We start from the raw sequence: 14,125 nt of genomic DNA on the forward strand, positions 1-14,125 counted from the left end.
ATTGCAGATTTTAGATTGCAGATTTTAGATTTAAAAAAAAATGCCTTCGATTTCGCTCAGGCTGACAAACACATAAAAATGAAAAACAATAAAAATAAAGAAGAACAACAAGTTCAAAAACAGGAATTCCTTTTTGATGCCATTAATTACAAAATCTTATTAATCGGAATTGCGGTTATAGCACTTGGATTTATTTTAATGTCTGGCGGAGGAAGTAAAGATCCAAATGTTTTTAATGAAGACATTTTCAGCTTTAGACGCATTCGTTTAGCACCAACAACTGTTCTTATCGGTTTTGGCATCACGATTTATTCTATCTTCAAAAAATCTAAATAGACTTTCTTAGACAGCTTAGATTTCTTAGATCTTTAGATTATTAAATTAATCTTTTTAAATCTAAGAAGTCTAAGAAGTCTAAAATCTAACAATCTCAATTAAATGAACACATTACAAGCTATTGTTCTTGCCATTATTGAAGGAATTACAGAATTTTTGCCTGTTTCTTCTACAGGACATATGATTATTGCTTCTTCTTTTTTCGGAATCGCACATGACGATTTCACTAAACTTTTTACCATTGTAATTCAGCTTGGCGCTATACTTTCGGTTGTAATTTTATACTTCAAACGTTTCTTTCAAACCTTTGATTTCTATTTTAAACTTTTAGTTGCTTTTATTCCTGCAGCTGTTTTAGGATTATTATTAAGCGATTTTATTGATGGCCTACTAGAAAACCCAGTTACAGTTGCAATTTCACTTCTAATTGGAGGTTTAGTTTTATTGAAAGTAGACGAATGGTTTAACAAACCAAATGATCCAGAAGTTTCAACTGAAATTACATATGCCAAAGCTTTAAAAATTGGTTTATTCCAATGTCTTGCAATGATTCCTGGAGTTTCTCGAAGCGGCGCAAGTATTGTTGGAGGTATGGCTCAAAAACTGACTAGAACTTCTGCAGCAGAATTTTCATTTTTCTTAGCGGTTCCAACTATGTTAGGAGCAACTGCAAAAAAATGTTATGACTATTACAAAGCAGGTTTTGAATTGTCTCACGACCAAGTTAACATGTTGGTTATTGGAAACATCGTTGCTTTTGCTGTAGCATTATTAGCCATAAAAACTTTCATCGGATTTTTGACTAAAAACGGATTCAAAGTTTTTGGTTATTACCGAATCATTGCCGGAATCATTTTATTATTGATTCACTTTTTCATTCATCCGCTTACGATTATATAATGACACCTGAAGAATATTTAGAAGGACAAGTTTTATTGATTGACAAACCATTAAAATGGAGTTCATTTCAAGCTGTCAATAAATTAAAATACCTTTTAATTAATAAAGTCGGACTTCCTAAAAAGTTCAAAATTGGCCATGCAGGAACTTTAGATCCTTTGGCAACAGGCCTTTTATTGATCTGCACTGGAAAATTCACTAAAAAGATTTCTGAACTTCAAGATCAAGCAAAAGAATATACCGGAACGTTTTATATCGGTGCTACTACTCCATCGTATGATTTGGAAACTGAAATCGATCAGACTTTTCCAACAGACCATATCAATGAAGATTTGATTCATGAAACTGTAAAGCAATTTTTAGGCGAAATCGACCAAAAACCGCCCATTTTTTCTGCTATTAAAAAAGATGGCGTTCGTTTGTATGAACATGCGCGTGCGGGAGAATCAATAGAAATTGAAAGCAGAAAAACTACTATTCACGAATTTGAAATCACGAGAATTGCATTACCAGAAGTCGATTTTAGAGTAGTTTGTTCTAAAGGAACTTACATTCGTTCTCTTGCTTACGATTTTGGAAAAGCAATGAATTCAGGTTCGCATTTAACTGTTTTACGCCGAACAAAAATTGGTGATCACAATGTAAAAAATGCGATTGACATTACTTTGTTTGAAGAAAGTTTTAAATAGCTAAAAAATAAAAAAGCACATTACATTGTTTGAAAAGTAATGTGCCAAGCTCTAAAGAAAAGTAATTTTATTCCATACTCATCTCGATTTAATAGTGAGGCACATTTTTCCCTCCAAACAAAAATTTAGAAAAGAAATCATAAAACCTTTCGAATAACTTTTTCATAATAGTGTATTTTTTAATTGTTAAACATTAAATAAACACCAATAAAAAGAGTAAATCTGAAAGTTATAATAGAAGTGGGTAAGCTTCACTAAGTTACGAAATTCTATTAAAGCGAAAAAGACTTTAAGATAATTTTATCAACCAATAATACTGTTTATCAACATATTAATCCGATTAAAGGCGATTATATTTGATATTTTCCATGATTTCGACCAATTCTTCTTGAACAGAAATACCTTTATCTGTTAAATACCATAATTGAAGATCTGTTTTTATTTTTTCGTCGATAGCGCCAACTTCTCTTTTATGCTTTTCCATTAATTCGGTTGCTCCTTTTGGTCTTGGCCCCCAATCGGCGCGTACAATTCCTGCTTCTTTACAAATCACGATTACCTTTGGAATTGCTCTTCCGCCGTTAGTCAAATAATGGTTCATCAAATCGTCATTTTCATCGCGCAATGCAATTCTCAAATCGATTCTTTTATTGGAAGCCAAAGCCATTTTGTTTAAAATTGGAAGAATCTGCGCCGCATCTCCACACCAACCTTCTGAAAGCACCAACCAAATATAATGATTATCTAAGTTTTGAAGTTTCTCTGCAATAGCCTCTGAAATAGTGATCGTTTTTTCCAGCCTGTTCATTCTGGCTTCATTTAATTTGGAATAATTGGTAAGACTTTCAGATTGTTCGTTTCCTGTTGATTTTCCTTCGGTTAACAAATCGGTTACGATTTTTCTGTATTCAGCATAAGAATGACTATTGAATAATGCTTTGGCTACGATGCTTTTCATATTTGTTTCATTTTTAGGATACAATAAAAATACAAAATTTAGGAAGACGGAGAAAATGACATTTGTCACATTTAATATTCCTTTTAAATCTTATCCAACAATAATTGTATAGCTTTTAAATGTACATTTACTGCAATGAGCGCAAAGCATTTTAAATGCTAAGCTTTGCAAACTTTACAAATTCCAGTTTTATCTATATAAAAATTCTTAGCGTACTCTGCGGTAAAAACAGATCCTTAGAACAAATCCCTTTTTAAGGCTTTAAATGGCTAAAATTGAAGCAAGAATTAATTTTTTGCAAACATTATTTTTAAAAATCAGAATATGTCTATATTTGCACAAATTAACGCAACACACACATGAAATATAAAAGAATTCTTCTTAAACTTAGCGGCGAAGCCCTAATGGGTGATTTACAATACGGTATTGACCCGAAAAGATTAGGCGAATATGCAGATGAAATCAAGCAGATTCACGACAAAGGAGTAGAAATTGCTATTGTTATTGGAGGAGGAAATATTTTTAGAGGCGTTGCCGGAGCAAGCTCAGGAATGGACAGAGTGCAAGGAGATTATATGGGAATGCTTGCAACTGTTATAAACGGAATGGCTTTGCAAGGCGCTCTTGAAGATAAAGGAATGAAAACGCGTCTGCAGACGGCTTTGAAAATGGAATCTATAGCAGAACCATATATCAAAAGAAGAGCTGACCGCCACCTAGAAAAAGGCAGAATTGTAATTTTTGGAGCTGGAACTGGAAATCCATATTTTACAACTGATACTGCAGCAGTTTTAAGAGGTATCGAAATTAATGCTGATGTTATTCTAAAAGGAACTCGCGTTGATGGAGTTTACGACTCTGATCCAGAAAAAAATGCGTCGGCAGTAAAATTTGATTTTATTTCGTTTGACGATGTAATCAAAAAAGGATTAAATGTAATGGATACCACTGCATTTACATTAAGCCAGGAAAACAAATTGCCAATCGTTGTTTTTGATATGAATAAAATCGGAAACCTTTTGAAAATCTGCGAAGGCGAAAACATCGGAACTGTAGTAAATATATAGTCATCAGTAACAGTTTTACAGTCGCACAATAAGACTTTAACTGAAAACTGAGAATGAAAACTGAAAACTAAAAAAACAATGACTGAAGAAATAGACTTTATTTTAGAAAGTACTGAGGAATCAATGAATGGTACTATTGCACACTTAGAGAAAGAATTTCTTAATATTCGTGCAGGAAAAGCTTCTCCAGCTATGCTTGGAGGTGTTTTTGTAGATTATTATGGTTCTTCTACTCCGCTTTCTCAAGTATCTAAAATCAGCGTTCCAGATGCTAGAACAATTACATTACAGCCATTTGAAAAAAATATGCTTTCTGTTATTGAAAAAGCAATCTTAGTCGCTAACATTGGTTTTAACCCAATGAATAACGGAGACGTTATCATCATCAGTGTACCGCCTTTGACAGAAGAGCGTCGTCGTGATTTAGCAAAACAAGCAAAAGCTGAAGCTGAAGATGCTAAAATTGGTATCCGCAATTCTCGTAAAGATGCTAATACTGATATCAAAAAATTGGAAAAAGAAGGAACTTCAGAAGACATCTGTAAATCTGCAGAAGAAGAAGTTCAGAACTTAACAAATGCTTACATTAAAAAAATTGATGAGTTATTGGCTGCAAAAGAAGCTGAAATCATGAAAGTATAAGTAAGTTTTGATTATAAAATAAAAATCCGTCTGGTTTATTGCACTAGACGGATTTTTTTATTGCTATTTTTGCATACGAAAATTAATTTCTTTTCGTTTTTGAAACTATATCATTCTGTATGAAGCTATTTTGTTTTTTGACTTTGTTTTTTACGCTTACTCTTCAGGCGCAAATTCAAATAAACGGAATCGTAACCGATTCAAACAACAAACCTCTTCCGTTTGCCACCATTACCACCTCAGAAAACAATAACACAATTACAGATGTTGACGGAAAATTTATTTTTAAAATCAGTTCCTCCGCGACATCGCTTACGGTATCTTATATAGGCTTTCAATCCAAAACTATTGCTTTAATCAACAGCAAAACCTTTTATTCGATTTCGCTTTTACAGCAGACCGATGATTTAAAGGAAGTTGTGGTATCAAATGAAAATCCTGCTCTTACCATAATAAAAAAAGTTATTGCCAATAAGGCAACAAACGATCCGCAGAAGAAACTCAATAATTTTGAATATAAAACCTATAACAAACTTATCGTAACCGCCAATCCAGATTCAATTGACGGCCGTATTGACACAACAGCCGCTTATAAAGACTTAAACAAAAGAATCATAAACATTGATTCTTCTGATTATAAGTTTAAAGAAATTGTAAGCAAACAGCATTTATTTCAAACTGAAAAAGTTTCTCAATATCAGTTTAGAAATAACAAATTAAAGGAAACGGTTCTAGGCACAAAAATCGCTGGTTTCAAACAACCGATTTATGAAGTTCTGGCCTTCAACCTCCAATCTATTTCGATTTACGATCCAAAATACGAATTGTTCGAAACCAAGTACGAAAATCCCATTTCCAAAAATGCTCCTTCAAGCTATAATTACAAACTGTTAGATACGGTTACCATTAGAGGCCGAGATGCGTATATGATTTATTTTAAAAACAAATCAAAACACAGGGCTTCTGGACTGGAAGGGGTTTTATATATTGACAAAGAAAATTACGCTGTCGCGAAAGCGGTCATGCGAATTAAAGGCGTTTTGGACATTAGCGGCATCCATGAATTTGAATATATTCCGAAAGAAAAAATCTGGTTTCAGAGCAATACTACTTTTAAAATCGTAAAAGGAAAAAATGACGACGATATTCGTATTCTTGGCGGTACGATTCAATTTGACGGAGATGTTGAAGATAATTACGAACGCAGAAAAAAAGTAGCTTCAGATTTCACCTATCTGCTTTCTGAAAGCAATAGTTTTGATGTTCGTGTAAATACCGACACTCCAATAAAAAATCCTTCGCTTTATATCGAAATCAAAGACGATGCGGCCAAAAAACCTGAAAGTTTCTGGGAAGCTTATCGAAAAGAAAATCTCGATCAAAAAAGCCAAAAAACCTATTTATTGCTCGACAGCCTTTCGGTTCGAAATAGAATTGAAAAACGTTTAGGAATTGGTCGAAAAATTATTAATGGTTTCTATCCGATTGGCCCTGTCGATTTAGATTTGAAAAAGATTATAAGTTATAACAATTATGAAGGCTTTCGTCTTGGTGTGGGAGGTATTACAAATGACCGTTTGTCTAAGTATTTCCGAGTTGAAGGCTACGGCGCTTATGGAACAAAAGATGGTGTCTTTAAATATAGCGTCGGAGGTGGCGTTTTATTAGATAAACATACCAATACTTGGATTAATGGCTATTATACTGACGATGTGCGAGAAATTGCAAGTACTGTTTTTTCTGTTGACAAACGTGTTTTTAAAATTTATGATCCGCGCCCAATAAACATTAGTACTTTTTACGAGTATATAGGATGGCGTACCAATATTCAAACCAAATTTATTCCGAAAACCGAGGCTGTTTTAGAACTTTCGAGAAATTATATTGAACCAAAATTTGATTATCTCTATAACCTAAACGGAAAACTGTATTCTAATTATACCATGACCACGGCAATGCTTTCTATTGTTTGGGCGCCATTTAGCAATTATATGCAAACTCCAACTGGAAGAACTGAAAGCGATAAAAAATTTCCGAGGTTTACTTTCCAATACACACAATCTTTGCCAAATGTTTTTGACAATGATTTTACTTTTAGCAAAATAGATTTTAAGGCCGAATACGAAAAACAGTACCTAAACCGTCAAAAAACAAGTTTACTTTTACAGGGAGGTTTGGCAATGGGAGATGTGCCTATTACGCATTTGTACAATACAGCACCAAACAACTTAACAAAAGAAACTGTCGTACAGCGTATCACTTTTGCGGGAAGAAATGCTTTTGAAACCATGTTTTTTAACGAGTTCTTTTCGAGCCAATATTTAATGTTTCAAATTAAACATGGTTTTGACCGAATCAAAATTATGAAACAAGTTCGTCCGTCATTGGTTTTAGTTACTAGAATGGCCTGGGGAAACATGGAAAAACCAGAACAGCATGTTGGTCCAGCATACAAAACGCTTGACAAAGGTTATTTTGAATCGGGATTAGAATTGAACCGAATCTTTAAAGGTTTTGGTTTGGGCGGATTCTACAGATACGGACCAAATCAGTTAATGAGGTTTGAAGACAATATCGCGGTTAAGATTTCTTATGTTCTTGACCTGGGACTTTAATTTTAAAATTCATTTTTTTTCGCCACGAATTCACAAATTTACCCACTAAAACTTTACAAAAATTTTACCGATGAATTTCACGAATTTCCGCTAGCATCTGCGTAAATTTGTGCGATTTATCGACAAGTACAGCGTAAAGAAATTCATTAAAATTCGTGAATTCGTGGCTAAAAAAAAATCCCAAACTCCAATAAGTAAAATTGGAATTTGGGATTGTAAAATTTTGGTATTTCAAAAAGTTATGGTTTCAAAATCAAAACTGACGGCGAATTATTAAGCCAAATACTTTGAGATTCTATTAGTTTTTTCCAACTTTCTAGACTGATAATCATCAAGTCCTGACTTTCTAAAAATTCTTTCTTCAATGTTCTGTCGTGCATAATCATGATATGATTTGGTGCAATCTGTTCAATAGAACGTATGGTTTCTTGAATTTCTCTTGTATTTTTCACTTCTCCGCCAGCATCTAAAACGGTAATCTGAGAACCGTTGTTATTGATTAGTTTTTTAGCATAATCAATTAAAAAAGCATCTTCTTTATTAAAAACAGGTATCAAAACTTGATTAACCTCTTCTAGATTTTTTTCAATGAAAATTCCAACTGGCATTTTTGCTTTAGCAATAATATGTCGTGTTCTTTCATCAAATGGAGAATTCTCAAACAATCCTTCTTTTCCTGTAAACTTATCAATCAAACGGTCTGGATTTACAATTCTGGTTGTAAACCCAAGAATTTTTCCAAGCAGCGTTCCGTCAAAAATAGATTGTCCTAAACCAATCAACAGTAAATCATACTCTCCTTGATTTGCGGTATCAATAATATCCGAATCAATATCATTTGAAACTTTAAACAAACTTACCACATTCTGATTCAGACGCTGTGACTCTTCAATTACAGGAACCAACATTTTGCGTTCATGTTCTTTAATGTCAAAAGAATGCACTTCTGTACTTAAAGACAAATGCATTGCGGTTACAATAGAATTATCACCTTGCTTTTTAACTAAACTATTGGCAATTTGAAGCAATTTTTTTCCCTTTTCTGGAGTTGCAAACGAAAGCAGAATTTTATACTTGCTTTTAGTTCCAATTTCTTCTGGAACTGCCGTAGTTTTATCTTTAAAAATAAATCCGATAAAATCTAATGCCGGACCTGTCATAAAAGTGGTCACCAAAGCCATAATGACCATCATAGTAAAAATCTCTGTTGACAATACCCCTAGATCATAACCAATATTCAAGACCACCAATTCCATCAAACCTCTAGTATTCATCAAAGCACCAATCGACAAACTGTCTTTCCAGTTTTGCCCCATGAATTTTGCTGCCAACGCGCTTCCGAAGAATTTTCCAACTACGGCAACTAAAATAATCAGACCGGTAATTTTCCATAATTCAGGGTCATTCAATAATCCGATTTGGGTACGTAAACCTGTAAATACGAAAAACAATGGCAATAGCACAATAATCGAAACGTCTTCAACTTTTTCAATAAATATGTTTCTGAATTTGTTGTTTTCTGGCATAATTGCTCCCGCTAAAAAAGCCCCAAACAAAGCGTGAATTCCAATTAATTCTGACGCATAAGCAGAAATTAAAAGCGTAATAAAGAAAATCGCAACAACAGGTTTGTTCAAACTTTCGCGTGTTGCATTCAAATCTCCTACTCTTTTTAAGAATGGGCGAACAATTTTAAGCATTATAATGACATACAAAATCGCCATTCCAATTACATACAATGAGCTTGAAAGTGAACCTGCTTTTACAATGGCAATAACAACTGCCAAGATACACCAAGCCGTAATATCGTCTGCAGCGGCACAAGTAATGGCAATAGTCCCGAGTTTAGTTTTCTGCATGCCACGTTCTTGAACTATTCTAGCTAAAACAGGAAAAGCCGTGATACTCATGGCAATACCCATAAACAATCCAAAAGAAGAAAATTCAACTCCCATTGGAGCATAGATTTCGTAAATAAAATATGCCAATGATAATCCTAAAGCAAACGGAATTACAATACTGGCGTGACTAATGACAACTGCATCATGCGCCTTATTTTTCAGCACTTTTAAATCCAATTCCATTCCGATAACAAACATAAAAAGGATTAAACCAATTTGGCTTAAAAACTGTAGATTGCCTAAAGATTCTTTTGGAAATAAAGCCGCTGAAAACTCCGGAAAATACATTCCGACCAAAGATGGCCCCAACACAATTCCCGCAATCATTTCGCCAATTACAGACGGTTGTCCTATTTTTCTAAAAAACCATCCAAATAAACGTGCAACTAAAATAATGGTAACAATCTGCGCCAATAAAATGGCCAAAGGATGCTGCAGGTTATCGACCATAGAATGAAGAAAGTCTTTCCAATGGTTGCTTTCAACACTTTTCTTTACAATATTTCGCCCCACTTCTAATGCGGCGCCTTTTGAAATTACCCAATATATCAGCGCTGTAAAACCACCAATAATTGTTACGTAGAATAGAGAGTTCTTAATGTTATTCATAACTCGTTCTTTAGATTTATTGCAGCAAATATCAGAACTGAGTTTTAAGTGAAAAAGCAAATTTCCAGCAAATTTTCAATGTATGTAACAAGTCGGAAAAACTTTGTAATAAGTTATAATTTTACCTTTTTCAAAAAATCAGAACGATACGTTTCACTTAAAATTAAAGCTGTATTTTTATTAGTTTCTTCCAAATGATGAAGCACAATTTCATTATGATTAAAAAACTTTATTGCCTTCACCGCTACAATTTCTTTTTTATTGATTCGGCAGAAATCAGCATCGGGCAATTCGTTTAATAGCGTGTCGAATTTTACATTTTTTAAATTCAAAAAACTGCCATCAGTAAGCAGAACCGTTTTATCGCGACTATCGCTCGCAGCCGTTTTTATGTATTGAATTGTATTAAAATACAATAACGTTTTTCCTTTATCAGTGTTGAGCTGTATAAACTTTTTATCAGAATTTGATTTCTCAAAACGCTCAAAAGCCTTTGTGATGGCTTTTTGCAAACGTTCTAATTTTACAGGTTTTGTAATATAATCTACAGCATCTATATTAAACGCTTCAGCCGCATACTCTTTATAGGCCGTACAAAAAATCACCAATTTGTCCTGCAGTTTTTCTGCCAGATGCAACCCGTCAATTCCGGGCATTTCAATATCCGAAATCAGCAGATCAAAATCTAACTCACGAATATCAGACAAAAGTTTTTCAGGATTATTAAATGTTTTCACGATTTCCAATTCTGGAATTTGTTCGCAAAGCATTTTAAGATACGTTAATCCTGGAATCTCATCGTCCAGAAGCAAGCATTTCAGTTTTGTATTCAAGTAAATCAATTTTTAGATGAGCAATATAAACGTCGTTTTCTATAAACTTATCGAGTTTAAAATTATTTTTATAAATGATGCGAAGACGGTGCTCAAGCGTTGCGTGTCCAAAACCGCTTCGTTCCTTTTTCAATACTTTTTTATCGGAAATTTTATTGGAAACCGTCATAAAAAAAGCATTATTTTTAAACTCAAAAACTACCGAAATAAAAGCATCTGCACTCTGAAGATCAGCATGTTTAAAAGCATTTTCAATTAAATCAATCGAAATTAAAGGCGCCAGCAAAGGCTGATCGTACAATTTATCTTCTTGATTGATATTGGTTTTGACTTTAAGTTCAAAAAGCGGACTAATTTTAATTTTATTGATTTCAATTAAATTCATTGCAAAATCAATTTCTTCTTTGGCCGTTACAAACTTCTTTTTGCTTTCGTAAAGAATATAATCCAGAACATTTGCAAGTTTATCTAAAGCAAAATAAGTCTGATACGCATGCGACTGAATCGAATTTAGAATATTCTTAAACAAATGTGGATTCAGTTTTGATTCCAAATTCTCCAATTGCAAATCGTTGACTTTTGATTCTAAGGCATAAAAACTTTTTTCTGCATCTTCCTTAGCTTTTTTGGTTTGCATCAATTGATAAATCATAAAACAAATGATAATAATTAAAAGCAACAGAATTGCAAGAAAAATAAAAGTAGTTGTATTGTTTTGCTGCATTTGCGTGGTTTTATATTTAAGTCAAATTCACGAATAAAATTACTGAATCCGATTCAATCTGTTGAATCTGCATGAGGCTTTTTCGTTAAGAAAACTATCTAATCTAAATTTTCTTAAAATCGAAATTATTTGCAAATATGGGAAAACGTTATGGTTTACAACTAAAACGAGACAAATTATGACCAAAACAGCACTATCAATTTTGTGTTAACGTTAAGTAAAATAGATTCGAATATTTATGATTTCGAGCACTTTTCACTACATTTGCATCCATTTTTAAAGATTTTATGAAAAACACTGTCCAAGTTGGATTTTGGGAAAAATTAGCCCGAATCATACTTAAAAACAGAATTACGATTCTGGTTATACTTTCTGCTTTAACTATTTTCTTTGGTTATCAGTGGAAGAATCTTTCTATGACTTATACTGAAGCTAACTTGCTTCCGAAAAATCATATTGCAAATAAAGATTATCAAAAATTCCTAGACAAATTTGGCGAGGAAGGAAACCTAATAGTTATTGGTTTCAAAGATCCTAAATTCTTTACACCAAAAAATTATGCGGCTTGGACCGAATTAATGAACGGTTTGAAAAAAGCAAAAGAAGTTGATTTGGTAATTTCTTTGAATGATTTAAAGAAACTTGAAAAAGATACTGTAAATCAAAAGTTTGTTTTAGCGCCATTTATTGACGAAAGCAAAGCGCTTGACGCGAATTATTTAAAAAGTGTTCAGTATGATTTGTTTCACAATCTGCCTTTTTACGAAGGTTTGCTGTTTAACAAAGAAAGCGGAAGTGTTCGTTCTGCAATCTATATGAACAAAGCGCTGGTAAACACGGCTGAGAGAAAGACTTTTATCTTAAAAGATTTAGTTCCGAAAATCGATAAATTCGAAAAAACAACTGGAATCGATCTTAAAGTTTCAGGAATGCCATACATCCGTACAATCAATGCGGATAATATGAAAGGCGAAATCGGGCTTTTTATCGGAGCGTCCTTATTGACGGTTTCTTTGATTTTCTTTTTCTTCTTCCGTTCGTTCAGAGCCACTTTTATTTCGATTTGTATTTTAATTGTCGGCGTAACTTGGTCGTTTGGAACTCTTGGATTGTTTGGTTATAAAATCACGATTTTAACAGCAATTATTCCGCCACTAATTATCGTAATCGGAATTACTAACTGTATTTTCCTGATTAATAAATATCAGCAGGAAATTAAACTGCACAACAATCAGGCAAAAGCATTACAGCGTGTGATTTCAAAAATTGGATCTTCGACTTTGATGACCAATTTAACGGCTGCAATTGGTTTTGCAACTTTGATGATTACAGGAAACGAATTGCTTTTTGAGTTTGGATTGGTAACTTCTATCAACGTGCTTTCTGTTTATACATTGACACTTTTTATCGTGCCAATTATCTACAGTTTTATGCCGTTGCCAAAAGCAAAACACTTATATCATTTGGACAAAACTTACATTTCGACACTTTTAAATACAGTTACAACTATAGTTAAAGGCAAAAAAACAATTGTTTATTGCATCTACGCTGTTCTGTTTCTTGTGAGTTTGAATGGAGTTAGACAAATGAAAGTGTCAGGAAGTTTGATTGGCGAAATGCCGAAAAGTGCTTCTTTCTTTAAAGATATTTTATTTTACGAAAAAGAATTCAACGGTGTAATGCCATTGGAAATCATGATTGACACCAAAAAGAAAAAAGGTGTTATGAAACCATCTACAATTCGTAAAATGGACGAATTACAGAATACTATTTCTGAAATTCCAGAATTGGCAAAACCAGTTTCTGTTGTAAACTTGGTTAAATATGCAAAACAGGCTTTCTATAACGGAAACCCTGAATATTACCAATTGCCAACTTCACAGGAACAGACTTTTATTCTGGGTTATGCTAAAAACGCGACCAAAAACAGTAAAGAAAATTTAATGAAAGCATATGTGGATTCGACTGGACAATATGCCCGAATCACCACTTTCATGAAAGATATTGGGACAGATGAAATGGCAAAAGTAGAAGGAAAACTACGCAAGAAAATTGACGAAATTTTCCCGAAAGACCGTTATGAAGTTACGATTACAGGAAAAGCTTTGGTATTCCAAAAAGGGACAACTTATTTGGCACACAACTTAATCGAGTCGTTATTGTTTGCAATTTTGACTATTGCAATTTTGATGCTGTATTTGTTTAGATCGTTCAAAATGGTAGCTGCTTCTTTGATAACGAATATTTTACCGCTTTGTATTACTTCTGGATTAATGGGTTATTTCGGAATTCCGTTGAAACCTTCAACGATTCTGGTATTTAGTATTGCTTTCGGAATCTCGGTTGATAATGCAATTCAGTTTATGGCGAAATACAAACATGATCTAATGCAAAACAAAGGAAAAGTGAAGAAATCTGTTTTCAGCGCCTTGAGAGAAACTGGAGTAAGTACGTTCTATACTTCTGTAGTTTTGATTTTAGGTTTTGCGACTTTCACACTATCAAGCTTCAGCGGAACAATTGCTTTAGGAGGATTAATTTCTTGTACTTTGGTTTTTGCAATGTTTGCTAACTTGGTTGTATTACCTTCATTGGTTTTAACTTTTGAAAAGAAGAAAACGAGAAAAGAGGAATTGGAGAGTTTAGAGAAGTAATTTTTTGCAACGAATTTCACGAATTGACACGAATTTAAAAAACATAAATCTTTGTCAAAGTTTAAAACTTTGACAAAGATTATTAACGCACAGTTTGTCATTCCGAGGAACGAGGAATCGCACTCGGAAATCGACAAAGATTGGCGACTTTCTTTACGGAATTACTAGTGTGATTCCTCGTTCCTCGGAATGACAAA

The 14,125-nt window shown here is 33.4% G+C and carries 11 protein-coding genes; 7 read left to right on the forward strand and 4 right to left on the reverse strand.

Going from position 1 to position 14,125, the window contains the following annotated elements:
• The first annotated feature begins 78 nt into the window (after positions 1–78).
• The 3 genes from FF52_RS10040 (at position 79) to truB (ending at position 1,925) form a co-directional block, all read left to right on the forward strand.
• Positions 79–336: a DUF3098 domain-containing protein gene (locus tag FF52_RS10040; protein WP_035691391.1), complete on the forward strand. Its 258-nt coding sequence runs from the start codon at positions 79–81 to the stop codon at positions 334–336.
• A 102-nt stretch (positions 337–438) separates the two neighbouring features.
• The gene (locus FF52_RS10045) at positions 439–1,236 is read left to right on the forward strand and encodes an undecaprenyl-diphosphate phosphatase (RefSeq protein WP_008465138.1); all 798 of its coding nucleotides are present in this window, start codon (positions 439–441) and stop codon (positions 1,234–1,236) included.
• Positions 1,236–1,925 carry a tRNA pseudouridine(55) synthase TruB gene (truB, locus tag FF52_RS10050; protein ID WP_008465139.1) on the forward strand — a complete coding sequence of 230 codons (690 nt, stop codon included), beginning with the start codon at positions 1,236–1,238 and terminating at the stop codon, positions 1,923–1,925. The genes FF52_RS10045 and truB overlap by 1 nt, the downstream gene beginning before the upstream one ends.
• 340 nt (positions 1,926–2,265) lie before the next feature.
• On the opposite strand, the gene FF52_RS10055 is transcribed toward truB, so the two are convergent.
• A complete protein-coding gene (locus tag FF52_RS10055; RefSeq protein ID WP_008465140.1) occupies positions 2,266–2,883 on the reverse strand; it encodes a thioredoxin family protein in 618 nt (205 codons plus the stop codon).
• 359 nt (positions 2,884–3,242) lie between these two features.
• Here FF52_RS10055 and pyrH point away from each other — a divergent pair, with 359 nt between their 5' ends.
• From pyrH to FF52_RS10070, 3 genes are all read left to right on the forward strand, one after another.
• Positions 3,243–3,950 (forward strand): UMP kinase, encoded by a 708-nt coding sequence (gene pyrH / locus FF52_RS10060; RefSeq protein WP_008465141.1) that lies wholly within the window; start codon positions 3,243–3,245, stop codon positions 3,948–3,950.
• A gap of 78 nt (positions 3,951–4,028) precedes the next feature.
• Positions 4,029–4,592 (forward strand): ribosome recycling factor, encoded by a 564-nt coding sequence (frr, locus tag FF52_RS10065; protein WP_008465142.1) that lies wholly within the window; start codon positions 4,029–4,031, stop codon positions 4,590–4,592.
• A gap of 119 nt (positions 4,593–4,711) precedes the next feature.
• Positions 4,712–7,207, forward strand: a complete 2,496-nt coding sequence (locus FF52_RS10070) for a DUF5686 family protein (RefSeq protein ID WP_008465144.1) — start codon at positions 4,712–4,714, stop codon at positions 7,205–7,207.
• A 239-nt stretch (positions 7,208–7,446) separates the two neighbouring features.
• Here the strand turns inward: FF52_RS10070 and FF52_RS10075 are convergent, their stop codons facing one another.
• From FF52_RS10075 to FF52_RS10085, 3 genes are all read right to left on the reverse strand, one after another.
• Positions 7,447–9,717, reverse strand: a complete 2,271-nt coding sequence (locus FF52_RS10075) for a cation:proton antiporter (RefSeq protein WP_008465145.1) — start codon at positions 9,715–9,717, stop codon at positions 7,447–7,449.
• A gap of 113 nt (positions 9,718–9,830) precedes the next feature.
• On the reverse strand, positions 9,831–10,550 hold the full coding sequence (locus FF52_RS10080; protein WP_008465146.1) for a LytR/AlgR family response regulator transcription factor: 720 nt from the start codon (positions 10,548–10,550) through the stop codon (positions 9,831–9,833).
• Positions 10,513–11,274 (reverse strand): sensor histidine kinase, encoded by a 762-nt coding sequence (locus tag FF52_RS10085; RefSeq protein ID WP_008465147.1) that lies wholly within the window; start codon positions 11,272–11,274, stop codon positions 10,513–10,515. The genes FF52_RS10080 and FF52_RS10085 overlap by 38 nt, the downstream gene beginning before the upstream one ends.
• Before the next feature lie 287 nt (positions 11,275–11,561).
• Here FF52_RS10085 and FF52_RS10090 point away from each other — a divergent pair, with 287 nt between their 5' ends.
• A complete protein-coding gene (locus FF52_RS10090; RefSeq protein ID WP_008465148.1) occupies positions 11,562–13,928 on the forward strand; it encodes an efflux RND transporter permease subunit in 2,367 nt (788 codons plus the stop codon).
• Positions 13,929–14,125: the final 197 nt, after the last annotated feature.

The organism is Flavobacterium sp. F52, assembly GCF_000278705.1.
Lineage (GTDB): Bacteria > Bacteroidota > Bacteroidia > Flavobacteriales > Flavobacteriaceae > Flavobacterium > Flavobacterium anhuiense.